Origin of the sequence: Microbacterium aurugineum, from assembly GCF_023101205.1 — a bacterium.
Taxonomy (GTDB): domain Bacteria; phylum Actinomycetota; class Actinomycetes; order Actinomycetales; family Microbacteriaceae; genus Microbacterium; species Microbacterium aurugineum.
Window position 1 is genome coordinate 671,474 of record NZ_CP078078.1, and the last position, 22,722, is coordinate 694,195.

Below are 22,722 nucleotides of genomic sequence, written 5' to 3' on the forward strand. Positions count from 1 at the left end.
GTCCGCCGTGGCATCCCGCTTCCCCGAAGAACGCACGGTGATCCTCACCGGAGCGGCGAGCCCCCGCGGCATCGGCCGTGCGGCCGCCTTCCATCTCGCCGCGCGCGGGTGGAACGTGGGCATCATCGACCTCGACGTGGAGGCCGCCACCCGCACCGCGGCCGAGGTCGCCGAGACCCATCACGTGCGCGCTGCCGGAGTCGGGGCCGACGTGTCGGACCACGACCAGGCCGTCGCCGCGGTCGATGCCCTCGAAGGGGCACTTCCGCAGATCGTGGCGCTGGCGACCTTCGCCGGTGTCTCGTCGCCCGTCCCCTACCTCGACGTCACACCCGAGGAGTGGCATCGCGTGCAGCGGATCAACCTCGAAGGGACGCACTGGGTCACCCAGCGCGTGGCGCGCACACTCGCCGAGAACGGCGTCGGCCGGCTCGTCGGCATCTCCTCGGTCTCCGCCCAGCGCGGCGGCGGCACGTTCTCGAAGACCCCGTACTCGGCGTCCAAGGCCGGCGTCGTCGGACTCATGCGCTCGATCGCCCGTGAGCTCGGCCCGCTCGGCATCACCGCGAACGTGATCTCGCCCGGTCCCATCGACACCGACATCATGGGCGGCACGCTGACCGAGGCGCGGAAGACCGCGATGGCCGCGGACGGCGTGCTTCCCCGTATCGGCACCCCGACGGACATCGCCGCGGCGGTCGCCTACCTGATCAGCGAAGACGCCGGTTTCGTGACGGGACAGACCCTGAACGTCGACGGCGGCCTCTACATGCACTGAAGGAGAAGACCATGAACGGCACCTGGTCCCGGGGTCGCATCGCCTTTCTCGCGCTCGGTGTGATCTGCGTGGCCGTCGGCCTCTTCCTGATCATCCCGGCACTGGGCGCCTGAGCCCACCGTCCCTCGTGAGAAGCACTCAAAGGAGAGTCCACATGTCACCCATCCCGTCCGATCCCACGACACGGGCAGACGCCGACGTCGCGTCGGATCTGCTGTCCAGTCCGCATCTCGCCAGCGGCATCAAGAAGGCCACTTTCCGGCTGATGCCGATGCTGATCATCCTCTACTTCGTCGCGTTCCTCGATCGCACGAACGTCGGTTTCGCGGAGGCTGCGCTCGAGGTGGACCGCGGCATCACCGCCGGTGCCTACGCCCTCGGTGCGGGCATCTTCTTCATCGGGTACGCGCTGTTCGAGATCCCCTCGAACCTGCTGCTGGACAAGTTCGGGGCGCGCTTCTGGCTCGCCCGCATCGCGATCACCTGGGGCATCGTCGCCGCCGCGTTCGCCTTCGTCAACGGTGAGCCGATGTTCATCATCCTGCGCTTCCTCCTCGGCGTGACCGAGGCCGGCCTGTTCCCCGGCGTGATCATGTTCCTGTCGCAGTGGTTCCCGAACAAGCGTCGCGTGCAGATGTTCGCGCTGTTCTACCTCGCTCAACCCTTCTCGCAGATGCTCGGCGCGCCGCTTTCGGGCGGACTGATCAGCTTCGGCGACCAGTTCACCCCGTGGGCCGGGTGGCAGGTGATGTTCTTCGTCGAGGGCGCGCTCGCGGTACTCGCCGGAATCGCCGCGTTCTCCTTCCTCGTCGACTCCCCGCAGAAGGCGAAGTTCCTCGATGACGACGAGAAGCGCGCGCTCAAGGAGGTCATGGCGCATGAGGATGCGGTCAAGGAACAGGACGGTCCGCGCGGTATCGGGGCCGCGCTGATCAGCGGGAAGGTGTGGTACTTCACCACCATCTACTTCTGCCTGCAGATCGCCGTCTACGGCACGACCTTCTACCTGCCGCAGCAGGTCTCGAGCCTGATCGGGGAATCCGTCGGGTGGCAGGTCGGCCTCGTCTCCGCCATCCCGTGGGCCTGCGGTCTGTTCGCCTGCTACTACGTCGGCAAGCACGCCACGACGGTGCGGCGTCGCCGGACCTGGGGTGCGCTGTTCTTCCTGATCACAGGACTGGCGATCCTCGTCTCGGCCTGGGCCGGCGCGAACGGGCAGGGCCTGCTCGGTATCGTCGCGATCACCGTGGCCGTCGCGGCGTTCCTGTCGACGGGTCCGATCACCTGGTCGTTCCCGACGTCGTTCCTCACCGGAGCGGCCGCTGCGGCGGGTATCGGTCTGATCAACTCGTTGGGCAACCTCGGAGGGTTCGTCGCGCCGATCATGCGCACCGCCGTCAACGAGTCGATCCCGACGGACAGCGGCGCGTGGGGAGTGGTGTCGCTCGGTGTCTTCGCGTTCCTCGGAGCGATCCTGATGTGGGCGACGCGGTTCTTCAGCGCGAAGGCCGATGCCCTGCTGGGCCCGGAGAGGGCGTCCGGAGACTGACGCGGACGGAAGCGGACGGGCGGGCGCGCATCCCTCGGGGTGCGCGCCCGTTCCAGGAGCACCGCGCCGAGGTCGGCCCCGGGTCAGCGCCGCGTGAGGCGGGAGAGCTCGGCGACGAACGCGTCGACGTCGGCCTCCTCGGTGTCGAAGCCGCACATCCAGCGGACTTCCTTGCGGGCGGCATCCCAGTCGTAGAACCGGAACGAGTCGCGGAGCTGGTCGGCGACGCCCTCGGGCAGCGTCGCGAACACGCCGTTCGACTGGGTCGGCTGCGTGAAGCCGACGCCGTGGATGGATCCTTCGGCGATGCCGGCCTCGATCTCGGAGCGCAGACGGGCCGCCATGGCGTTGGCGTGCTGGGCGTTGCGCAGCCAGAGGTCGCCGTCGAGCAGCGCGATCAGCTGGGCCGAGACGAAGCGCATCTTCGACGACAGCTGCATGTTGAACTTGCGCGAGAATCTGAGGCCTTCGGCGGCGTCGGGGTTCAGCACCACGATCGCCTCGCCGAGCATCGCACCGTTCTTGGTGCCGCCGAACGTGAGCACGTCGACGCCGACGTCCCGGGTGAAAGCACGCAGGGGCAGGTCGAGGGCGGCGGCGGCGTTGGAGATGCGGGCGCCGTCGAGGTGCAGCTTCATGCCGCGCTCGTGCACGTGATCGGCGATCGTGCGGATCTCTTCTGCGGTGTACAGGGTGCCCAGCTCAGTGCTCTGCGTGATCGAGACCACCAGAGGCTGCGCCCGGTGCTCGTCGCCCCAGCCCCAGGCCTCGCGGTCGATCAGCTCGGTGGTGAGCTTGCCGTCGTCGGTGGGAACCGTCAGCAGCTTGAAGCCGCCGATCTTCTCCGGGGCGGCAGCCTCGTCGACGTTGATGTGCGCGGTCGACGCCGCGATCACGGCGCCCCACCGGGGGAGCATGGACTGCAGGCCGGTCACGTTCGCACCCGTGCCGTTGAACACGGGGAACGCCTCCACGCCGTCGCCGAAGTGCGCCTGGAAGACCTCCTGCAGGCGGGCGGTGTACGCATCCTCGCCGTAGGCGCTCTGGTGACCGCCGTTCGCCGCGGCGATCGCCGCGAGGACGTCGGGGTGGATGCCGGAGTAGTTGTCACTGGCGAAGCCGCGGATCGCGGGATCATGCTGGATGCTCACCGCTCAAGCCTAATCGCCCTACCGAATGTCCCCGCCCCGCCCTACCCTCTATCCCATGGAGCGCACCGCAGCCAAGAGGGCTTTCGGCAACGTCCTCGTCAACACGCTCATTGCGAACGTGACAACGAGCTTCCTCTGGTTCGCGCTCACGTTCTGGGTCTACATCGAGACGCAGTCCGTGCTGGCCACGGGCATCATCGGTGGTGCGTACATGCTCTTCATCGCGTTCTTCGCGATGGCGTTCGGCACCATCGTCGACCGCAACCGCAAGCACACGGTCATGGTCATCTCGAGCGTCATCTCGGCGGCCGCCTTCCTGGTCGCCGGCGCTCTGTATCTCTGGCAGCCCGAAGCAGCGCTCCTCGATCTGGGCGGCCCGTGGTTCTGGCTGTTCTCCGGCGTGATCCTGTTCGGCGGAGTGATCGAGCAGCTGCGCAACATCGCCCTCTCGACCACCGTCACCCTGCTCATCCCTGAAGACCGCCGCGCGAACGCCAACGGCCTCGTGGGAACCGTGCAGGGCATCGCCTTCCTGGTCACCAGCGTGTTCTCGGGGCTCTCGATCGGGTTCCTCGGCATGGGCTGGACCCTCGCGATCGCGATCGCTGCGATGGCGCTCACCTTCGCGCACCTGCTCTTCATCCGCATCCCCGAGGGGACGCCGAAGCCCGACCCCGAGGCGTCGAGCGCTCTCGACTTCCGCGGCAGTGTGAAGGCGATCCGCCTCGCTCCCGGGCTGTTCGCGCTCATCATCTTCTCCACGTTCAACAACCTCATCGGCGGCGTCTACATGGCGCTGATGGATCCGTACGGGCTGACCCTGTTCGACGCGCAGACCTGGGGCTTCGCCTTGGCGTTCGCGTCGACCGGCTTCTTGATCGGTGGTGCGCTCGTGGCGAAGTTCGGCCTCGGCCCCAAGCCGATGCGCACGATGCTGCTCGTGGTCATCGCGATGGGACTGCTGGGCTCGGTGTTCATGCTGCGCGAGTGGTGGCCGCTGTACGTGGTCGGCATGTGGGTGTACATGGCACTGGTGCCGCCGGTCGAGGCCGCGGAGCAGACCGTGATCCAGAAGGTCGTCCCGTTCGAGCGACAGGGGCGGGTGTTCGGGGTCGCGGCGGCGATGGAAGCAGCGGCGGCGCCGATCACCGCGTTCCTGATCGCCCCGATCGCGGAGTTCCTGATCATCCCGTACATGAACACCGCCGAGGGGCAGCAGCAGTGGGGGTGGCTGCTCGGCGAGGGCGAGGCCCGGGGCATCGCCCTCATCTGCCTCTTCGCGGGACTGATCATGGTGGTGGCCGCGACGCTCGCCTTCTTCACCCGCTCGTACCGCAAGCTCACCGAGCTCTATGCGCAGGCGCCGGAGCAGGACATCCCGACGCCCGAGGGAGACGCCGAGGGGGCGGCGCCGCACACCTCGGACGCGAGCGGGGGAGAAGAGCCGGAAGAGCACGCCGATGTCCGGCACGTGGAGGCCCCGCCCGTCGTGCCGGGCATACCGCCGGAAGCCCGCTGAGCGCGGCGGAGATCCCGTCCGGACTCACTCCAGGTCGAACACCCGGTCGTTGAGGTCGGCGGCGTCGGCGTCCCACAGCGAGAGGATCCGGGTTGCGAGAGCCTGGGGGTCGAGAGCCTTGGCGCGGAGCACGACGGAGGCGGTGCGCAACGGTACCCCGGCTTCCCGCGCGGCCTTGGCGTACCCCTGAGCAACCGCCCGCGCCCAGGCCTCACTAGCGGCCTTGACGGCGGCGTAGTTCGCTCCGCCGGCGAGGGGTCGTGCGACGGCGGTCGACGACACGATCGCGAATCGTCCGGCCTCGGAGGCGCGCAGCGCGGCGTCGAAGGCCCGGCTCGTGGCGCGCACGGATTCGAGGGCGGGGAGCAATGCGGCGAAGTCCTCGTCCGACTGCCCGGCGAGGCCGCCGCCGCCGCGCCAGCCGCCCACCAGCGGGATCACCGCGTCGACGGCTCCCGACCGCGAGGCGAGTGCGGTCATCTCCGCGAGGGAGGTCGCATCGGCGACCACGACCTCGGCGCCGGCATCGGCGAGCTCCTGCAGTCTGTCGGCGGAGCGACCGGTGGCGATGACGTGCGCACCGGCTCCGTGCAGGGCACGCGCGACCGCGAGACCCGCAGTGCTGGTGGCTCCCGCCAGCACGACCCTGCGGCCGGAGAGTCTCGAATCCGTCTGTTCAGCCATGTCTCCCACTCTTCCGCGTCGGAGGGGCTTCTGCGGCCGGAACCCGCGGAAGAATCCGCAGAACAGGTTCCGGCCGCAGCGCGGTGCGCCCCAGCGTCACACTCGGAACGCGCGCGGTGCGCGCGTGGTCATCAGTCGTCCGTGCCGCGGATGCCGACGGTCGATTCGATGACCGGCTTCATCTTCTTGTGGAGGGTCTCGAAGAACATCGACAGCGGGAACTCGTCGTCCATCACCGCGTCCGTGTAGCCCTTCGGTGCGCCGGCGAGGATCTCGTCCGACAGACCGCGCGCCCACTGCGAGGCGGGATGCGGGGTCAGCGTGCCGCGGACGAGCTCGTATGCGGCGAGCCAGTGCGCGACCTTCGGGCGGTCGATCGAGTGCCAGTACAGGTCGTCGATCGCGTCTCCCAGAGCGACCACGGCGTCGGGCACGTTGTCCCAGTCGAACGCGAGGGCGGTGTCGGTCCAGTGCAGCACACCGCGCTGGTGCAGCCAGGCGAACAGCAGCTGGCCGCCGACCGCATCGTAGTTGCGGGTGCGGGTGCCCGTGATGGCGAACCGGAAGATGCGGTCGAAGATCACCGCGTACTGCACGAGGTGCGCGTAGTCGTGCATCTCCTGCTCGGTCTCGGTGAGTTCCTCGCCGGCGGCGATGCGGGCTGCGAGCGCGCGCTCGATCTTCACGGACTCGCGGAACGCCGTCATGTCGCAGCGCATCTCCTCCAGCGAATAGAGGAAGAACGGCATCCGCTGCTTGATCATGAACGGGTCGAACGGCAGATCCCCGCGCATGTGCGTGCGGTCGTGGATGATGTCCCACATAACGAAGGTCTTCTCCGCCACCTGCTGGTCGTCGAGCATCGCGGCCGCGCGCTCCGGCAGCTCGAGGTTGGTGATCTCGGCCGCGGCACGGGTGACGCGACGGTAGCGGGCGGCCTCACGGTCCTGGAAGATCGCGCCCCACGTGAAGGTCGGGATCTCGCGCATCGCGACGGTCTCGGGGAACAGCACGGCCGAGTTCGTGTCGTAGCCGGGCGTGAAATCGACCAGACGGAGCGAGACGAACAGCTTGTTGCCGTAGTCGCCCGCCTCGAGAGCAGCGATGAACTCGGGCCAGATGGTCTCGACGATCAAAGCCTCGACCAGGCGGTCGCTCGAACCGTTCTGGGTGTACATCGGGAACACGACGAGGTGGCGGATGCCGTCGACTCGGTGCTGCTGCGGCTGGAAGGCCACGAGCGAGTCGAGGAAGTCCGGCACACCGAAGTCCTCCGATGCCCAACGGTCGAAGTCAACCACCGATGCGGCGAGGTACTCGGCGTCATGCGGGAAGGCAGGGGCGAGTGCGCGGATCGCGCCGATGATCGCACCGACGAGCTCGCGGGCTGCGGCGTGGTGCGCGGCGTCGGGGATCGAGCCGTCCTTGATCTGCATCTCGCGGATCGCGATCGCGGCGTCCTTGAGCTGCGCCCAGGCGGCGGACTGCTCGGCGATCGCTGCGTCCTCGACGACCTCGGGTTCGCCGACGATGGCCTGAACAGCGGAACTGTTGGCGGAAAGAAGGGACATCGGGACCTCCGATCAGAGATTTAGGCGGAAAGATTCCTGCATAAACGGAATCCTGACGATAATCTTACAGCTATGGATGACTCTGTCGACCGCGCGATCCTGACCGCGATCTCCCGTGACGGGCGTGCCACGCTCTCCCAGCTGTCGGATGCCGTCGGGCTCTCGGTCTCGGCGGTGCAGTCCCGCCTGCGCAGGCTGGAGACGCGCGGCGTGATCTCCGGATATCGGGCGATCCTCGACCCCGAGCAGGTGGGCACGCCGCTCTCCGCCTTCATCGAGATCACGCCGCTCGATCCGGCTCAGCCGGACAACGCGCCCGAGATGCTCGAGCACCTCGACGCGATCGAGGCCTGCCACTCCATCGCCGGCGACGCGAGCTACATGCTGTTCGTCCGCGTCCCGACTCCGCGGGCGCTCGAGGAACTCGTGCGGGATGTGCGCCTCGCGGCGAACGTCAGCACGCGCACCACCGTGGTGCTGCAGACCTACTACGAGCACCGGCCGATCATCCCGGTGGGCTCGGCCGAGTAGCCGCGCGACTCAGAGCACGGCACCCACCATCGCCTCGCCGAGCGGGGTGCGCAGGTGCTGCATCCTGGCGCCATCGCGTTCGCTGGCGATCAGGCCGGCGCCTCGGAGCACGGCGAGGTGATGCGAGGCGGTGGAGATCGCGAGGTCGGCCTCCTGGGCGACCTGCGAGGTGGTGCGGGCGGTCCCGGCCCGAAGCAGGATGCCGGCGCGGGCCGGCCCCAGCAGCGCGCCGAGGGCATCGGCGATCTCGGTCGCGTCCCGCGCCCAGCCGGCCGTGACGCCTCGGGCGGGGTAGAACAGGGTGGGTTGCGCGGGAGGCTCGGTCAGCACCATGCACCCCCACGACGACATGACCGAGGGGACCAGGACGAGACCGCTTCCCCGGCAGTCGACCTGCTCGCTGTGACGGCGGAGGGAGACACGGACGGCACCTGCACCCCAGGTCACCTGAGGGTGCAGGTCGCCGGCCATCCCCGCGATGCCCGTGCTCGCGATCGCGCGCGTGCGGACGGCGATGTCGGCGCGCAGCAGGCGCTCGAGCTGCGGCCACACCGGGGCGAGCGCCGCGTCCCAGACGGCGGCGCAGGCGTCCGCGATGAGGCCGCGGGCGCGCTCGGGGTGATCCTGCATCTCGCGCAGCGCCTGTCGTCGAGCGCCGGTCGAACGCACCACCATCTTCCCGAAGTCGACGCGCATCGGCTCGAGCGGTGCGCCGCGCAGCTCCTCGAGCTCGACCTCGGGCGTCAGGTCCCACCGGGGCGCGGTGGTCAGGAAGTCGGGCAGGTAGCCGTCATCTCCGATCACGGTGGTGAGCAGGGCGAAGTCGTCGCGCGGAAGACGATCGCGAACCGCCCGCAGCCATCCCCACTGCAGCGGATGCGCGGCGGGACGCCGCAGCACACGTACCGCGTGAGCCAATTCGTGACCGGGTGAGATGCCGAACCGCACCGCCTCGACGTCGCCGGGGGTGAGGTGGAACTCGACGCGATGATCGGGATGCTCGATGCCTTCGATCGGACCGGAGTTTCGATGCACATCGAAACTCTAGGGGGTGCGTCCTTCGCTGTCGAGACTGGGGTCATGAACAGCACATCTCTTCCCGTCGGGGTCGTCGCCGGCGCCGATATCCGCATCGGCTCGGGTCGCAGCCGCCGATTCGTCGGGGTCGAACACGGCGCCGAGGTGTCGTACTTCTTCGTCGAGAATCAACCGGGCGAGGGGCCGGGGCTGCACTGGCATCCCTATCCTGAGACCTGGGTCGTGATCGAGGGCGTCGCCTCGATCACGGTGGGCGAGGAGACGTTCGTCGCCGAGGCCGGAGACACGGCCACCGGCCCCGCTTTCATCCCGCACCGCTTCACCAATGCGGGTGACGGGGTTCTCAAGATCATCGGCATCCACGCCTCCGCCACCATCATCCAGACGTTCCTCGACGAGGACTGACACACCGTAGGAGACCCCATGTCCTTCCAGGCATACCTCGACAACATCGAGACCAAGACCGGCCTCACCCCGCGACAGTTCCTCGAACGCGCCACGGAGAAGGGCTTCGACCAGACGACCAAGGCCGCGCCCATCGTCGCGTGGCTCAAAGAGGACTATCAGCTCGGACAGGGCCACGCGATGGCGCTCGTGCACGTGATCACGAAGGGTCCGCAGATCAGCGACAAGCACGTGGGCAAGGGCGGCGCCCACGGGGACGCCTCCGACACCCTGTGGCTCGACGGCAAGGACAGCAATCCGAACGCCTGATCCCTCCGCATGCGCAGGCCGCGCATCGTCCCGGCCAGTAGGATTCCCTGCGTGGCAGCATCCTCCCAGCGCAAGAAGAAGGCCCCGAGTGCCCAGCGCACGCCGACCCGCAGAAGCGGCAACCCGGCGAAGCGTCCGGTCGTCGAAGCGGGGCCGGTGACGGTATCCGACTGGATCGGGGCTGCACGGCTGCGCACGCTGCCGCTCGCGATCGCGCCGGTGGTCATCGGCACGGGGGCGGCGCGCAGCACCGGTCCCGAGTTCCACTGGGTCATCGCGCTCGCCTGCCTCGCCGTCGCGGTGCTGCTGCAGATCGGTGTGAACTTCACGAACGACTACAGCGACGGCATCCGCGGGACGGACACCCACCGCGTCGGCCCGGCGCGGCTCACCGCCTCCGGACGGGTGAAGCCCCGCACCGTGCTGATCATCGGTCTCGGCTTCTTCGCGCTCGCCGCAGCCGTCGGGCTGGCGATCGTGATCCGCACGGGGCAGTGGTGGATGCTCGCCGTCGGTGCCGCGTGCATCATCGCGGCGTGGTTCTACACCGGGGGCAAGCGTCCCTACGGCTACTACGGCCTGGGCGAGGTCTTCGTGTTCGTGTTCTTCGGGCTCGTGGCGACGCTCGGCACCACGTGGGTGCAGGTGTTCGACCTGCCGCAGCAGGCCTGGCTCGGGGCGATCGCCGCCGGCCTGTTCGCATGCGCCGTCCTGCTGGCCAACAACCTGAGAGACATCGATCAGGACCGCGAGGTCGGCAAGCGCACGCTCACCGTGCTGATCGGGCGCCGGGCGACCCAGGTGCTGTTCACGCTGTTCGTCCTGGTGCCGTTCGGCATCGCGGCCGTCCTGGCGCTGCTGTTCCCGATCGCGTGGATCTCGCTGCTGGCGTTGCTCGCAGGTCTCCCCGCCATCGCGATCGTCTGGTCGTACCGGCAGCCGAAGGAGCTGGTGACCGCGCTGGCGCTCACCTCTCTCACCGCGCTGCTCTACGCGGGCGCTCTCTTCTGGGCGTTCGTCGGCTGACCCGGCGCGCGAGAGTCAGACCCGCGGGTCGTCGTCGACGGATTCGTTCGCATCGTCGATGGCCCGGTCCTCGGCCTCCGCGTCGGCCTGACCACCGGAGGAGCGGCTCTCCCGACGCTCCTGCAAGCGGGCGGAGACGTCGGTGAGGGGCGTGCGCAGGAACAGCATCGAGATGCTCATCCCGATGAGGGCGGCGAAGATCGCCGCGAGCCACCAGAACTCGCGGAAGATCGGGAGGAAGAACCACAGGATGGCGAGCGGCACCAGGAATGCCAGCAGCCGCAGCACGGTGTAGACGAGGAAAGGGGCGGGCTTCTTCACCCCTTCAGTCTACGTTCGCTGTGCTTTGCCTCCGTCGCCGATGCCCAGGTGAGCGAAGGGGATGCCACGCACCACGCGCCGCCAGGGGTGTTCGCCCAGCGTCCACAGCAGCTCGGCGTCGAGGTCGAGTGCGAGGTCCTCGCAGCCGACCGGCAGTGCCGCGCGATCTCGGGTGAGCGCGGACTGCGGACCGCTCCACAGCACGCCGGGGTGCAACTGGTCGGACTGTGACACGAAGTAGCGGTCGCCCCACCGCACCGCCCCTTGCATGCGGGCGATGTCGGGGGCGAAGCGGTCCGTTTCGAGGAAGGCGTCCTCAGGGTCCTCGGGGATGGAGAACTCGCCGATCCGGCCGCTGCCGTCGGTGCGGTGCTCGCCGATGAGCACGCGTCGGAGGGGAGAGCCGTCGTCGTCGAACACCCGGCCGAGGAAGGAGCAGCGCAGAGCGACCGGATGCACGGCGGCGCGCACGGCCACGAGCGCGGTGGCACGGCTCCTACGGGCGCGCGCTCCGGCGAGTCGTCGGGCGTCGGCGCCGCGGACCTGGCGGATGTCGGAGAGGTCGAACTCCCAGATGCCGCGTCCCGTCGCCGCGACGAACAATCGATCCCCGAACCAGGCGAGGCCACCGGCGTGGATCGGCGCCGGCTCGAGCTCGCCGTCGTCCCCGGTGACCACGAGGACGATGTCCAGGTGTCGCGCGCGTTCCCGGTCGACGAGGGTGACGCGGGAGGCGAGATGGACGCCGTCGAGGCGCTGCCGGAACCAGCTCACGGCGATCGTGGGGCGGTCGCGCCAGCTGCCGAGGTCGATGCCCTGGGGGTACCAGCGGCGGGTCCACGTGCGGGCCGAGAGCCAGCGCAGCTCGAGGGCGTCGCGCCGTCTCCACCGCACCGGGCGCCAGGTCGATCCGAAGGGCCAGAGCATGCTCCTCATCGTCCCTGATCCGAGGGCGTTGCCGAAACCCAGACGCGTCGTGCGGTTGTCGGTGTGTCGTGGGACGACATGCTGACGGGCCGACGCCGCGTCCGGGTTTCGCACTCGCGTCAACTGCTGCGACGGATGGCGCGTACGCCGACGGCCAGTCCGACGACCGCGACCGCGAGCGCCGAGAGCCAGCCCCACATCACTGTCTCATCCCCGAGGTCGCCTGCGAAGAGTGCGCGCTCAGCCTGCACGACCCAGTTCACCGGGTTGAACGAGGCGACCACTCGCATCCATCCAGGCGCCGCGTCCAGCGGCAACAGCATCCCCGACAGGATCAGGAGCGGGAAGATCAACGATTGCTGCACCCCCCAGAAGAGCCACTCCCGGTCCTTCGTCGCCAGCGCGAGCGAGTACGACAGTGAGCCGAGGCCCACCCCGAACACGGCCAGCAAGGCCAGCCCGATGAGCAGGCCGGGGACGTCGACCGTGAATCCGAAGGGCCACGCGATCAGGACGATCACGAGTGCCTGCACGACGATGGGCGCGATCTCCTTGAGTGCACGGCCGATCAGCAGCGAGGAGCGGGCGAGCGGGGCGACCAGTGTGCGCTCGTGCGAGCCGGTCATCATCTCGTACTGCAGGTTCGATCCTGTGGACCCGGTGCCGAACAGCACGATCATCACTAGCACGCCCGGCACGAACCAGGCCAGGGTCTCGCCGGCCGGTCGCCCGGAGTCGCCGATCAACAGCGGGGCGAACAGTCCCAGGAAGATGAGCGGCTGCAAGAGGCTGAAGATCAGCGTGAACGGGTCGCGCAGAACGGGCTTGAGCTCCCGGCTCAGCACATTGCCGGTGTCGCGCGCGAGGTTCGGGCGCACGCGTGTGTCGTTGTCGGTCATGAGTGGACTCCTGTCATGTCGTTCCCCGAGAGGGAGGGTGCGGGATCGGGCGAGTCGACGGCGGCCTCGGCGCCCTCTCCGGCCTCGCGCAGGGTGCGTCCGGTGAGAGCGAGGAACACGTCGTCGAGGGTGGGTGGCACTCCGGTCGCCCGATGGACGGTGATGCCGGCGGCGTCGAGTTCTCGCACGACCACCGGGAGCAGCCTGTCGCCCTCCGGGACCGCGAGCGAGATCTCGGAGTCTTCGACCGTGACCTCAGCCGCGCTGAGACGAGCGACCACGCTCCGCGCGCTCGCCGCGTCGGCAGCATCCGCGAATCCGAACGTCAGCACGTCTCCGGCGAGCTTCGCCTTGAGGGAGGTGGCGTCGTCGTCCGCGATGATGCGGCCCTTGTCCATGACCATCACTCGTTCGGCGTAACGGTCGGCCTCTTCCAAGTAGTGCGTGGTGAGGAAGACGGTTGTGCCGTGCTGGGTGCGCAGGTCGAGGATGTGCTCCCAGAGGTTGGCCCTGCTCTGCGGGTCGAGTCCGGTGGAGGGCTCGTCGAGGAAGATCAGGGGCGGAGCGTGCATGAGCCCCAGCGCGATGTCGAGTCGACGCTTCTGCCCGCCGCTGAGTTGCTGCACGCTGCGGTTCGCGAAAGAGGTGAGATCGAGCGATTCGATGAGCTCGCTCGCCCGCCGTGCGCTGTCCCGGCGAGACATCCCGTAGAACGCGCCCTGGCTCAGCAGCTCATCCCGAACGCGTTGCGAGAAGCTGCCGCTCGTCAGCTGCCCGACGTAGCCGATGCGCGCGCGCACCCCGGCTGCGTCCGTGCGGATGTCGTGTCCGACGATCGTCGCGCGACCGGAGGTCGGCGGGATCAGAGTGGTCAGCATCCGGAGGGTGGTCGATTTGCCTGCGCCGTTCGGGCCGAGGAAGGCGACGAGCTCGCCGCGCACGGCGGTGAAGGAGACATCGGTCACCGCGTGCACCGGTGTCTTCTTGACGGTGAAGACCTTGGTCAGGCCTTCGGTCTCGATGAGGGATTCGTTCATGAGGGGGAGCGTAGAAAGAAATGCGGACAGATCTCGTCCTCGTTGTCTGGCAATCTGTGACGCATGACCGACACGACCGCCCGCGCCCTCGCTCTGCTCAATCTGCTGCAGACGCACAGACATTGGCCGGGAGCCGAGCTCGCGACACGCCTGGGCGTCACCGAGCGCACAGTGCGTCGCGACGTCGATCGTCTGCGGGAGCTCGGTTACCGGGTGGAGTCGACGCCCGGGGCTGCGGGTGGTTATCGATTGGAGGCCGGGAGCGCCGTGCCGCCACTGCTGCTCAACGACGATGAGGCGGTGACCATGGCCATCGGGCTGCGGGTGGCTGCCACTCAGCAGCTGGTCGGGGGGCCGGATGTCACGCTCACGGCGCTCGCGAAGCTCGAACAGGTGCTGCCTTCGGCATTGCGACAGCGGGTCAACGCGCTCGCCGCGTCGGTGCAGGCGCCCCGTATCGGCGATGCTCCGGTGGTCTCGCCGGAGGTGCTCGGAGAGATCGCCCTCGCCACGCGCGACACAGAACGGTTGCGGCTGCGCTACGTGGACGGGGAAGGGCAGGAGAGCGTCCGCCGGGTCGAGCCACATGCTCTCGCACCGGCCGGCCGCAAGTGGTTCCTGCTGTGTTGGGATCTCGATCGTGACGATTGGCGCACTTTCCGAGTGGACCGCATCGTGTCGGTCGAGCACACCCGCGTGCTGTTCAGCCGGCACGAGATCACCGAACAGGAGATCGAAGAGCGCGTGCTCGTGGCGGCGTCCTGGTCGCCGCAGAACGTCACGGCAGCGGCCGTGATGGAGCTGCCGCTCGCCGAGGTGCAGGAGCGTTTCGGGCCGTGGTGGGAGGGGGCGACGCCCGTGGGCGACGACCGCACGCACTGGCCGGTCGGCGGCTCCGATTGGCGGGAGGCCATGTATGGACTGCTCTGGATCCCCGAGGGGGTCGAGTACACGGTGGCGCTGTCCGAGCCGCATCGCAGCGAGCTGCGCGAGGCCGTCGGACGGCTGCTGCGCGCCCTCGACGCTGCTGCGCCGGATGAACTCGAGTGACGGGCCGGTCATCCGAAGACTCGGAGCGTCATCCCAGGAAACGGTTCTAGCGAGGAAGATCACGGCCGGGTAACGTCGTTCGCATCGCGGCGATCCGGGTGGTCCCGGGCCTCAGCTCATACCTGACGGCGTTGCGGGTTCGACTCCCGCCGTCGCGTCCACTTCTCCCGACGGTCCGCCACACCTCCTCCCGTGCGGGCGAGGGGATCTTGCGCGCAGGGGTCCGCGTGCCTAGCTTTCGGTCATGACGAGAACACGAGGCGCGGAGACGGGGTCCGCGGCATGTCGAGACTGACGCAGACTCTGATCCCGCCGTCGCAGCGGCTGTCGGCCGAGGCGCTGGACGATGCGCTGAACCTGGGCGCCGGAGACGCCCTCAGCAAGCGGACGGGCTTCCTCATCATGCTCACGCTCTCCGGCGTGATCGCGATCGCGGGAGTGCTGACCGACTCGACGGCGACCGTGATCGGGGCGATGATCATCGCCCCGCTGGGCACACCGATCCTCGGCATCGCCTGGGGGATCGTCACCGGCCATCCGCGGAGGGTCCTCTCGTCAATCCTGTGGGTCCTCAGCGGGGTCGTCATCGTCATCGCGCTCGGATTGGTGTTCGCGGTCTTCGTCGCGACCCCGGAGAGCCTGTCCACCAACTCGCAGGTGATCGGACGCACCTCGCCGAGCCTGATGGATCTGATGGCCGCGCTGGCGACCGGGTTCGCCGGCGGATTCGCGATGTGCCGCAAGGACCTGAGCGCGGTGATGCCGGGCGTCGCGATCGCGATCTCCCTCGTGCCGCCGCTCGGTGTGGTCGGCGTGTGCGCGGGGCAGGGGCAGTGGCCCGAGGCGCTCGGTGCTCTCGTCCTGTTCCTCTCGAACGTGTTCGCGCTGGTGATCGCGGGCAGCATCGTGTTCACGGTGGCGGGGTACGCGCGGGACCCCGGTTCTTCGCCCACCGCCGATCGGCGCCGGGCCTATGCGATCGTCGTGACGCTGGCCCTGATCATCGCTCTCCCGCTGGCGGCGAACTCGATCGCCTCGATCGCGGTCGCCCGCTGGTCGGTCAGCATCCGGAATGTGACGGCCGACTGGCTCGGAGACGAGAGCGGCGGTCACATCCACGGGCCGGTGCAGTGGAGCGGGCTGACGGCCACGGTCTCCCTCACCACCCCAGACGGCTCGACTCCGCCGCTGGACGACCTTCAGGAGGAGATCGCCAAGACCGTGCCCTCGTACATCGGGGTCGTCGTCGACGCGGGTCAGGGGACCGAGCTCGTCGTGCAGTGAGCGCCCCCATGCGTAGGGAACGACCCCGCGTTGTCAGAAGGCCTGCTGGATGATCGCGGTCACGGCGCCGACGTCGTCATTCGCGTCGAGGATGCCGTCCAGGTCGTCGAAGAACCCCTGGGTGACGATGATCGTGAAAGCGAGGTCGCGTCCGGACGCCGTCTCCATGACGCCGCCGAGTGTCTTGGTGGCGAGTCGGAAGCGCTGGTTGAAGGCGTCCCAGTTGAGGAGGGTGCCGGTCTTCGCGAACACCTTGCCCGCGGCCGGACCGTCGGCCCCGACCATCGCGAGCGAGCCGTCGACGCCGAGCACCGGCAGCGTGGCCTTCCAACGTTCGGCGTCAGGGCGCTGGGCCATCAACGTCTGGATCTGCAGGGCATTCGCCGGTGTCACGTAGTTCCCCTCGAGACCCGAGCCGTCGATGAGCGCTGCTCCGGTGACGTCGAGCCCGGCGTCCTTCCAGATCTCGCCGGCGATCGGCATGCCCGCGTCGCATTCCGAGTCGCCGCGCTCCACCGCGAGACGGCAGACGAGCGTCTGCGCACCGCGGTTGTAGCTGATCTTCATGACATACGTGACCTCCTCCGCGAGGGGGAGTGACTCCAGCTCCGCGACCGTCGGCATGGTGTCGACCTCCGCGCGCTCGGCGAGTTCCGTCCCGGGGTTCGTGGCGAGCGGATCGGCGGCCACCGCGACGTCGGCGCGCCCGAGGGCTTCGATGAACGCCGTGCGTGCGAAGGTGGCGGGGTCGTCGAACGCATAGACCTTGAGCTGCGGCTCGCTGTCGGCCGCGATGGTGCCCGACAGGACGACTTCGCCGTCGTGCGAGGACTCGTCGATGGTGATGTCGGTCGTGCCCCCGGCCTCCACGGTCTCGACAGTCGAGGTGACGGTCCACGGTGAGACGGCGGGGGTCAACGTCGTTCCGGCGGGCTCTCCGGGCTCCGTCGGCTGCACCATCACGTCGACCAGATTCTGGTTGATGACGGTCGGGGTCACCGCTTGCCCGCCGAGCGTGCCCGTGAAGAGACGGTCGTCCACCACCACGTCACCGACGACCGAATCGATGCCCGACGCCTTCACCTGCGCGGCGAGCTCGTTCAGCCCGGAGAGGGGATCCTGGGGCGTGAGCGTCGAGCCGGGGAGGAAGTTCGCGTCGTTGTGGTCGAGGTTCGTGAAGTCCACGCCTCCGTCGTCCTTCGTGCGTCCACCCATCGTGAGGTCGCCCATCCCCACGAGCACGAGATCGCCGGCGAGGACACCAGCCGTGACCTCGCCGGTGCGCTTGACCGGTGTCGTGATGGTGTGGTCAGGACCCCACTCGAGCCATGCGGCTCCGGCGCTGTAGGACTTGGCGAAGGAGCCTGGCTCCACCATCCGGTCCGCGCCGAGATCGATGAGCACCTCTCCGGTCTCGAGGTCGTGCACGGCGATCGACCAGGTGGCGTGCTCGTACCGGTCCTGGTTCATCACGTCCAGCGCGGCGTCCGGAAGGCCGTCGACGGCCCAGGGGTCGGTGGGGGCCTCCGTGGTGCATGCGGTCGCGCCGGCGAGGACGAGCGCCGCCACCGCTGCGACCGTGGCGCCGCGCCGGAGAAAGACCGCCGCGTTCATTCGGCGTTCCGATCGGCGAGGAGATCCGCGATCCGACGGAACGTCTGATCCGCAGGATGCGCCTTCGGAACCACGTTCGATTCGTTCATGAACACGGCGACGTTCGTGCCCGTCTCGGGGTCGTGGAACACCGCCGCGGTGAAGCCCAAGCCCTCGCCGTTGTGCCCCCACCAGCCCTTCGTCTCACCGATGCCCAGGGCGTATCGATCGTAGGGAGGTCCCTGGTCGAGGGGTGCCCCGTCCTGGCGTTCGGCTTGTGTGGAGGGCTCGAGGAGGAGGCCGGAGCCCAGCGCTTCCGCCCAGACACGGGCGTCGTCGAGCGTGGACACCATCGACCCGGCCGGTCCGTAGATCGACAGGTTGTCGTTCTGCACGACCTGCTCGCCGTCCAGCATCACGTGGCCGAGCGGATGCTCGGTCCACGTCGTGGCATCCAGGGTGTACCGCGTGCCGTTCTGTCCGAGCGGCTCCAGGATCCGCTCGTCGAGTGCCGCCTGGAACGGTTGTCCTGTGACCTGCTCGACGACCGCACCGAGGAGGTTGGTGTTCGCATTCGTGTAGATCCGCTGTGTGCCCGGTGCGAACTGCGCAGGCTGGTCGACGAGGAATCCGTTGAGCTGGTCGAGGGTGAAGATCGTCGACTCGTCGGCGCTGTAGGCCGCGCCGAAGCCCTCGGTCGTGGTGTAATCCGCGTTGCCGCTCGACATGTCGGCGAGCTGGCGGATCGTGATGCTGTCACCGTTCGTGATGCCGTCGACGTACTGGTCGATCGTGTCGTCGAGGCTGATCTCGCCCGCGTCGACGAGCTGGAGGATCAGGGTCACGGTGTACGACTTGGTGACGCTTCGCAGGGGCCAGGTCATGTCGAGCGATACCGGCACCTCGCCCTCGATGTCGGCGAGGCCGAAGGCCGAGGTCCACGAGCCCTCGCCCGGAATCCATACGCCGACCGCGGCGCCGGGCACCGCGTACTCGGCCATCGCTTGGTCGACGATCTGCTGCAGCGCGGTCTGCGTCTCGTCGGGCAGCGTACCCTCGGGCGCCGCGGGGCGGAGCGTGCCGGAGGTCTCGGAACCGCCGCTGGTGCTCGCTGCCGGTGTCGGTGCCCCGCTGCACCCCGCCAGCAGCACGGCGAAGATCGCGACTGTGGCGAGACCGGTGACGGCCCGCGCGCGGGCACCGTCAGCGTCGGTCCGGGGAGCCCGCGTGCGTGCGCGCGTGCGCGCAGACGTGAGCAGCGGGCGTCGGGTGCGGTGCGTCATGGGTCTCCCAGCGTGAGATTCGGCGGGCGATGGCCCACCCCAGCCACTGTGGTGCACAGCGGCGCCCGCAGCAATGGACCCCGGTCGCCTCTTCGGAATGGCGACTCAGGTCTATGGCCGCCGGGGAACGCGCCGGTGAGGCTGGGGCCTGGCAGGGAGGGGACCGTTCGGTCCGCCCGCGCTCAGTGTCTCAGGTCGCGGGCGGGGGCGCCGCCTGGAGATGGCGGAGGACGGCGAGCACGCGACGATGATCGTCCGCGTCGACGGGGAGGCCGAGCGCGTCGTAGATTCTGGAGGTGTGCTGCACGACGGCCTTCTCGCTCAACACGAGTTGTGCGGCGATGGCCGCGTTGCTGCGTCCCTGCGCCATCAACTCGAGCACTTCGATCTGACGCGGCGTGAGACGCGCGACGGCCGATGCGCCGCGGCTCGCGCGTGCCACCAGCACCGAGACGACCTCGGGATCGAGAGCGGTGCCACCGGCGGCGACACGACGGAGATCGGCCGTGAACGTGTGGACATCGGCGATCCGTTGTTTGAGCAGGTACCCGAAACCGCCGCCGCCCTCGAGGAGCTCGGTGGCGTACCGGCGTTGCACGTGCTGGGAGACCACGACCACGCCGAGGTTCGGACGGGCGCGACGTATCCGTACGGCGGCGAGCAGTCCCTCGTCGGTGTGCGTCGGCGGCATCCGGATGTCGGTGAGGACGAGGTCGGGGCGGTGTCGTTCCACCTCCTGTTCGAGGTGGAACGCGTCGCCGACGGTGGCGAGCACATCGAACCCGTCGTTCGAGAGGATGTGGGCGATGCCGGTGCGCAGCAGCACTTCGTCCTCGCCGATCACGACGCGCATGGCAGCTCCACGCGGACGCGGGTGCCGCGCAACGGCTCCGAGCGGATCGAGATCGTGCCGCTGAGCGCGTCCACCCGGTCGGCGAGGCCGCGCAGGCCCGCTCCTGCGCCGATCCGCGCGCCGCCGACCCCGTCATCCTCCACGTCGAGCGAGATCCGCCCGTCGCGCTGTGTCAGGGCGATGCGGACCCGGGAGGCTCCGGCGTGCTTGACGGTGTTGGCCAAGGCCTCCGCGATGATGAAGTACGCGGTGTGGGCGGTGGACGTCGAGATCATCGTCTCGTCGACGTCCGCCTCGAGCGTCGTCGGCACCGACAACCGGTCCATCAGGTCTTCGGTGGCGGCGAGGAGACCCCGCTCGAGCAGGGCGGCCGGAAGCACGTCGTGGACGAGGCGACGCAGGTCGGCGGCGGCGAGGTCGATCCCCCGACGCAGCTTCTCGATGTCACCGGTCACGGCGGATCCGCCGGCTGCGTTCGCGATGGTCTGTGCTTCGATGGCGAGGAGGACGAGCTGCATCTGCAACCCGTCGTGCAGATCGCGCGCGATGCGCGAGCGTTCACGGTCGGCGGCTTCGACGAGGCGGACCCGCGACCGGCTGAGAGCTTGGTTGCTGACGAGGAGCTGCGCGGTCAGGCGTTCGCGATCGAGGGCGATGGCGAGGACTTCGGCGGCGCGACGCACGGGTCCTGGCTCGGCGATCATCCGGGCGTCGTAGTCGACCGCCCCGACGACGTCGTCATCCACTCTCACCTGAAGCCATGCGCGGTCGCGGTCGGAGAGCAGCTGGTCCCGGAGCACCTGCTCACCGCGTTCGTCGACATACTGTCCTTTCGCGGCATCCCAGTAGGAGACCCGCAGGGTGTCATCCCCGACCGTCGTCGCCAGCGCCTGCGCGACGGCCGGACGGCTCGCTCCTCGGATCGCAAGCCATTCGCTCAGTGCTTCGAGGGGAGCCGTGCGGGAGAAACCGCCGCGGAGGACCCCGAAGAGGAACGCGATCGGCAGTCCCGCGAGAAGCACGCACTGCAAGGAGATGACGATGTCGAAGTCGAGTCCCATCGGCAACAGGACGTTCGGGATGAGCGGCAGGCAGATCACCGCGAGAAGTCCGTACGTGTAGAGAGGGAGCAGGCGTCGCCGATGCGCCGCATCCGCGGACCGCAAGCGCTGGGCGAGCACCACCGCGGTCATGGCCATGGCCGTGACGCCGAGCACGCTCTGCACGAATGACAGCCGTTCGAACGCCGGGGTGCCGGTCGTGAGCGCACGTGCCGTGTCGAAGACGATGCAGGTCACGTAGCCGAGCACGACCGCGGTCGCCGAGAGTCGGCCACGGACGCGCCCGGAAGGGAACGCGAGCAGCAGATGGATCGCGACGCCGAGCGGCGTCGTCGCGAAGATAGCGTTGAGCCAGTTCATCGAGGGAGGGCCGAGAACGCCGGTGCTCATGAGGAAGATCGAAACGGAACCGACCAGGAGCAGACCACCGATGCCGTTGGTCGGCCGCCGCCACCACGCGCAGATCCCCGCGCCCGCCCAGATCCACGCGAGTGCGACGAAAGCCAGCACGGCGAACGGCTCGCCACTCTGCTCGGAGCCGACGGCGATCACGATGATTCCGAGCAGGGCCGTGAAGACGGCGACGACCATCAGGGCGAGTTCGAGCGACCCCGTGCGGCCGCCCTGCAGGCGTCGCGGTGTGGGGCTGGTGAGGGGCGAGACGGGGGCAGACACGAAGGGTCTCTCGGTGAGCAGGACGGGTCGGTGTGCTTCCACACTGGCGGACGGGGGTGCCGCAGAGCAACCGGACAGCGGTCGTCGTCGAGTGCGGCCTCGCAAGGGCCGATGATGGAGGTATGCCTTCTGCCCATCGCCCCGGTCTGCGGGTCTCGTCGGGCCTCACCATCCCCGAGTCCGAGCTGTCGTGGCGCTTCTCGCGGTCGTCGGGACCCGGTGGGCAGGGTGTCAACACCGCGGATTCGCGGGCGGAGCTCGTCTGGGATGCGGCGAACTCGGCGGTGCTCTCCCCGCATCAGCGGAATCGGCTGCTCGACCGGCTCAGCGGGCGTCTGGTCGACGGGGTGCTCACGATCGCGGCATCCGAGCACCGTGCACAGCTGCGCAATCGAGACGCCGCGCGGGATCGGCTCGTCGCGCTGGTGGCCGAGGCGCTGCGCCCGCCGGCTCCTCCGCGTCGCCCGACCGCACCCACTCGCGGTTCGAAGGAGCGTCGGCTGAAGGCGAAGCAGCGCCGCACCGAGACCAAGAACCTGCGTCGACCGCCTCGCGACTCCTGAGCGCGGAGCGACCTGCACGGTTCCTTTCCGCGCTCCCGTCGCACTTTCGCCCGCAAACGGCCCGATAGCCGTCGAAAGCGCGACGGGAACGCCTGTGCTCACTTCCTGGTCATCGTCGAGGGGTAGCCGCCGCCACCGGGATAGACCCACTCGCCGGCCATGACCCGGTCGTCCTCCGTGAACGTCCCGCGGAAGTACGCCGGACTGCCCTTGACCCCGCCCCAGATCGTGAGCGTGTCACCCTCGAGCTCGTACACATAGTCGAGGGTGTTGCCGAGCGAGTCGTAGAAGCGGGAGACGACGTCCTCGCCGACGGGTTCGCCGAACGGGTGCAGGTTGCCGATCACCTCGAATCCGGTGATCCGCTGGCCGAACTGCTCGAGGTCGACGTGCTGGAGGAGGAAGTACCCGCCGGGCATCCACTCGTAGCGCACGGTGCCGGGGGCCCCACCGTCGACCACCCACTCGCCGACGAGCCGGTCGAGGGCGCGCAGCCGGGGATCGGGCTGGGGTTGCTCGCCCATGACCTCATCGTCGCCGAGCTGTGTGCTGTCGGTCTGCGTCTGGTCCGTCATGATTCTCTCCTGTTCGAAATCGGCCCGGCGGATGCCGCGC

At 68.9% G+C, this 22,722-nt stretch carries 23 protein-coding genes and 1 pseudogene; 11 read left to right on the top strand and 13 right to left on the bottom strand.

Annotated features, from left to right (window positions below; all coding sequences use genetic code 11):
- Positions 1 to 7: 7 nt before the first annotated feature.
- Positions 8 to 778, top strand: coding sequence for an SDR family NAD(P)-dependent oxidoreductase (locus tag KV397_RS03210; RefSeq protein WP_261812158.1), 771 nt, complete (start codon positions 8 to 10; stop codon positions 776 to 778).
- 154 nt (positions 779 to 932) lie between these two features.
- The gene (locus KV397_RS03215; RefSeq protein WP_261812159.1) at positions 933 to 2,327 is read left to right on the top strand and encodes an MFS transporter; all 1,395 of its coding nucleotides are present in this window, start codon (positions 933 to 935) and stop codon (positions 2,325 to 2,327) included.
- 83 nt (positions 2,328 to 2,410) lie between these two features.
- Here KV397_RS03215 and KV397_RS03220 read toward each other — a convergent pair whose 3' ends face one another.
- The gene (locus KV397_RS03220) at positions 2,411 to 3,478 is read right to left on the bottom strand and encodes a threonine aldolase family protein (RefSeq protein WP_261812160.1); all 1,068 of its coding nucleotides are present in this window, start codon (positions 3,476 to 3,478) and stop codon (positions 2,411 to 2,413) included.
- Between the two features lie 55 nt (positions 3,479 to 3,533).
- Here KV397_RS03220 and KV397_RS03225 point away from each other — a divergent pair, with 55 nt between their 5' ends.
- Positions 3,534 to 4,997, top strand: a complete 1,464-nt coding sequence (locus tag KV397_RS03225; RefSeq protein ID WP_261812161.1) for an MFS transporter — start codon at positions 3,534 to 3,536, stop codon at positions 4,995 to 4,997.
- Between the two features lie 24 nt (positions 4,998 to 5,021).
- Here the strand turns inward: KV397_RS03225 and KV397_RS03230 are convergent, their stop codons facing one another.
- The gene (locus KV397_RS03230; protein ID WP_261812162.1) at positions 5,022 to 5,681 is read right to left on the bottom strand and encodes an SDR family NAD(P)-dependent oxidoreductase; all 660 of its coding nucleotides are present in this window, start codon (positions 5,679 to 5,681) and stop codon (positions 5,022 to 5,024) included.
- Positions 5,682 to 5,812: 131 nt separating this feature from the next.
- Positions 5,813 to 7,252: a DUF6421 family protein gene (locus KV397_RS03235; RefSeq protein WP_261812163.1), complete on the bottom strand. Its 1,440-nt coding sequence runs from the start codon at positions 7,250 to 7,252 to the stop codon at positions 5,813 to 5,815.
- A gap of 72 nt (positions 7,253 to 7,324) precedes the next feature.
- Between KV397_RS03235 and KV397_RS03240 the strand changes: the two genes are divergently transcribed.
- Positions 7,325 to 7,783, top strand: a complete 459-nt coding sequence (locus tag KV397_RS03240) for an Lrp/AsnC family transcriptional regulator (protein WP_261812164.1) — start codon at positions 7,325 to 7,327, stop codon at positions 7,781 to 7,783.
- 9 nt (positions 7,784 to 7,792) lie between these two features.
- On the opposite strand, the gene KV397_RS03245 is transcribed toward KV397_RS03240, so the two are convergent.
- Positions 7,793 to 8,818 (bottom strand): ArsR/SmtB family transcription factor, encoded by a 1,026-nt coding sequence (locus KV397_RS03245; RefSeq protein WP_261812165.1) that lies wholly within the window; start codon positions 8,816 to 8,818, stop codon positions 7,793 to 7,795.
- A gap of 45 nt (positions 8,819 to 8,863) precedes the next feature.
- Between KV397_RS03245 and KV397_RS03250 the strand changes: the two genes are divergently transcribed.
- The 3 genes from KV397_RS03250 to KV397_RS03260 are packed head-to-tail and all read left to right on the top strand — an operon-like array spanning position 8,864 to position 10,561.
- Positions 8,864 to 9,226, top strand: coding sequence for a cupin domain-containing protein (locus KV397_RS03250; protein ID WP_232763507.1), 363 nt, complete (start codon positions 8,864 to 8,866; stop codon positions 9,224 to 9,226).
- A gap of 18 nt (positions 9,227 to 9,244) precedes the next feature.
- A complete protein-coding gene (locus KV397_RS03255; protein ID WP_261812166.1) occupies positions 9,245 to 9,535 on the top strand; it encodes a DUF4287 domain-containing protein in 291 nt (96 codons plus the stop codon).
- 51 nt (positions 9,536 to 9,586) lie between these two features.
- Entirely contained in the window at positions 9,587 to 10,561 is a 975-nt protein-coding gene (locus KV397_RS03260; RefSeq protein ID WP_261812167.1) for a 1,4-dihydroxy-2-naphthoate polyprenyltransferase, read from the top strand.
- A 15-nt stretch (positions 10,562 to 10,576) separates the two neighbouring features.
- Here KV397_RS03260 and KV397_RS03265 read toward each other — a convergent pair whose 3' ends face one another.
- The 4 genes from KV397_RS03265 to KV397_RS03280 form a co-directional block, all read right to left on the bottom strand.
- Positions 10,577 to 10,882 (bottom strand): DUF4229 domain-containing protein, encoded by a 306-nt coding sequence (locus tag KV397_RS03265; RefSeq protein ID WP_047520932.1) that lies wholly within the window; start codon positions 10,880 to 10,882, stop codon positions 10,577 to 10,579.
- A gap of 9 nt (positions 10,883 to 10,891) precedes the next feature.
- On the bottom strand, positions 10,892 to 11,809 hold the full coding sequence (locus KV397_RS03270; RefSeq protein ID WP_261812168.1) for a hypothetical protein: 918 nt from the start codon (positions 11,807 to 11,809) through the stop codon (positions 10,892 to 10,894).
- 119 nt (positions 11,810 to 11,928) lie between these two features.
- Positions 11,929 to 12,708, bottom strand: coding sequence for an ABC transporter permease (locus KV397_RS03275; protein ID WP_131492407.1), 780 nt, complete (start codon positions 12,706 to 12,708; stop codon positions 11,929 to 11,931).
- On the bottom strand, positions 12,705 to 13,745 hold the full coding sequence (locus KV397_RS03280) for an ATP-binding cassette domain-containing protein (RefSeq protein WP_153242834.1): 1,041 nt from the start codon (positions 13,743 to 13,745) through the stop codon (positions 12,705 to 12,707). Before KV397_RS03280 ends, KV397_RS03275 begins: the two co-directional genes overlap by 4 nt.
- A 63-nt stretch (positions 13,746 to 13,808) precedes the next feature.
- Between KV397_RS03280 and KV397_RS03285 the strand changes: the two genes are divergently transcribed.
- The 3 genes and pseudogenes from KV397_RS03285 to KV397_RS03295 all read left to right on the top strand — a co-directional run bounded on the left by KV397_RS03285 (position 13,809) and on the right by KV397_RS03295 (position 16,079).
- Positions 13,809 to 14,795 (top strand): helix-turn-helix transcriptional regulator, encoded by a 987-nt coding sequence (locus KV397_RS03285; protein WP_261812169.1) that lies wholly within the window; start codon positions 13,809 to 13,811, stop codon positions 14,793 to 14,795.
- Positions 14,796 to 14,880: 85 nt separating this feature from the next.
- Positions 14,881 to 14,956, top strand: a pseudogene (locus KV397_RS03290).
- A gap of 121 nt (positions 14,957 to 15,077) precedes the next feature.
- Complete coding sequence (locus tag KV397_RS03295) at positions 15,078 to 16,079, top strand: TIGR00341 family protein (protein ID WP_047520937.1); 1,002 nt, start codon at positions 15,078 to 15,080, stop codon at positions 16,077 to 16,079.
- A 33-nt stretch (positions 16,080 to 16,112) separates the two neighbouring features.
- On the opposite strand, the gene dacB is transcribed toward KV397_RS03295, so the two are convergent.
- The 4 genes from dacB to KV397_RS03315 form a co-directional block, all read right to left on the bottom strand.
- Positions 16,113 to 17,693 carry a D-alanyl-D-alanine carboxypeptidase/D-alanyl-D-alanine endopeptidase gene (gene dacB, locus KV397_RS03300; protein WP_261812170.1) on the bottom strand — a complete coding sequence of 527 codons (1,581 nt, stop codon included), beginning with the start codon at positions 17,691 to 17,693 and terminating at the stop codon, positions 16,113 to 16,115.
- Positions 17,690 to 18,955: a serine hydrolase domain-containing protein gene (locus tag KV397_RS03305; RefSeq protein ID WP_261812171.1), complete on the bottom strand. Its 1,266-nt coding sequence runs from the start codon at positions 18,953 to 18,955 to the stop codon at positions 17,690 to 17,692. Before KV397_RS03305 ends, dacB begins: the two co-directional genes overlap by 4 nt.
- A 190-nt stretch (positions 18,956 to 19,145) precedes the next feature.
- Positions 19,146 to 19,808 (bottom strand): response regulator transcription factor, encoded by a 663-nt coding sequence (locus tag KV397_RS03310; protein ID WP_261812172.1) that lies wholly within the window; start codon positions 19,806 to 19,808, stop codon positions 19,146 to 19,148.
- Positions 19,796 to 21,544 carry a sensor histidine kinase gene (locus KV397_RS03315; protein WP_261812173.1) on the bottom strand — a complete coding sequence of 583 codons (1,749 nt, stop codon included), beginning with the start codon at positions 21,542 to 21,544 and terminating at the stop codon, positions 19,796 to 19,798. The genes KV397_RS03310 and KV397_RS03315 overlap by 13 nt, the downstream gene beginning before the upstream one ends.
- 122 nt (positions 21,545 to 21,666) lie before the next feature.
- Between KV397_RS03315 and arfB the strand changes: the two genes are divergently transcribed.
- Positions 21,667 to 22,107 (top strand): alternative ribosome rescue aminoacyl-tRNA hydrolase ArfB, encoded by a 441-nt coding sequence (arfB, locus tag KV397_RS03320; RefSeq protein ID WP_134352114.1) that lies wholly within the window; start codon positions 21,667 to 21,669, stop codon positions 22,105 to 22,107.
- Between the two features lie 98 nt (positions 22,108 to 22,205).
- On the opposite strand, the gene KV397_RS03325 is transcribed toward arfB, so the two are convergent.
- The gene (locus tag KV397_RS03325) at positions 22,206 to 22,682 is read right to left on the bottom strand and encodes a hypothetical protein (RefSeq protein ID WP_248570196.1); all 477 of its coding nucleotides are present in this window, start codon (positions 22,680 to 22,682) and stop codon (positions 22,206 to 22,208) included.
- Positions 22,683 to 22,722 lie beyond the last annotated feature (40 nt).

Coding starts and splice junctions, on each gene's coding strand:
- KV397_RS03295 (WP_047520937.1), top strand. CDS start 15,078: ATGTCGAGACTGACGCAGACTCTGATCCCGCCGTCGCAGCGGCTGTCG.
- KV397_RS03285 (WP_261812169.1), top strand. CDS start 13,809: ATGACCGACACGACCGCCCGCGCCCTCGCTCTGCTCAATCTGCTGCAG.
- KV397_RS03325 (WP_248570196.1), bottom strand. CDS start 22,682: ATGACGGACCAGACGCAGACCGACAGCACACAGCTCGGCGACGATGAG.
- KV397_RS03240 (WP_261812164.1), top strand. CDS start 7,325: ATGGATGACTCTGTCGACCGCGCGATCCTGACCGCGATCTCCCGTGAC.
- KV397_RS03275 (WP_131492407.1), bottom strand. CDS start 12,708: ATGACCGACAACGACACACGCGTGCGCCCGAACCTCGCGCGCGACACC.
- KV397_RS03255 (WP_261812166.1), top strand. CDS start 9,245: ATGTCCTTCCAGGCATACCTCGACAACATCGAGACCAAGACCGGCCTC.
- dacB (WP_261812170.1), bottom strand. CDS start 17,693: ATGAACGCGGCGGTCTTTCTCCGGCGCGGCGCCACGGTCGCAGCGGTG.
- KV397_RS03225 (WP_261812161.1), top strand. CDS start 3,534: ATGGAGCGCACCGCAGCCAAGAGGGCTTTCGGCAACGTCCTCGTCAAC.
- KV397_RS03235 (WP_261812163.1), bottom strand. CDS start 7,252: ATGTCCCTTCTTTCCGCCAACAGTTCCGCTGTTCAGGCCATCGTCGGC.
- KV397_RS03270 (WP_261812168.1), bottom strand. CDS start 11,809: ATGCTCTGGCCCTTCGGATCGACCTGGCGCCCGGTGCGGTGGAGACGG.
- KV397_RS03215 (WP_261812159.1), top strand. CDS start 933: ATGTCACCCATCCCGTCCGATCCCACGACACGGGCAGACGCCGACGTC.
- KV397_RS03250 (WP_232763507.1), top strand. CDS start 8,864: ATGAACAGCACATCTCTTCCCGTCGGGGTCGTCGCCGGCGCCGATATC.
- KV397_RS03305 (WP_261812171.1), bottom strand. CDS start 18,955: ATGACGCACCGCACCCGACGCCCGCTGCTCACGTCTGCGCGCACGCGC.
- KV397_RS03230 (WP_261812162.1), bottom strand. CDS start 5,681: ATGGCTGAACAGACGGATTCGAGACTCTCCGGCCGCAGGGTCGTGCTG.
- KV397_RS03310 (WP_261812172.1), bottom strand. CDS start 19,808: ATGCGCGTCGTGATCGGCGAGGACGAAGTGCTGCTGCGCACCGGCATC.
- KV397_RS03280 (WP_153242834.1), bottom strand. CDS start 13,745: ATGAACGAATCCCTCATCGAGACCGAAGGCCTGACCAAGGTCTTCACC.
- arfB (WP_134352114.1), top strand. CDS start 21,667: ATGCCTTCTGCCCATCGCCCCGGTCTGCGGGTCTCGTCGGGCCTCACC.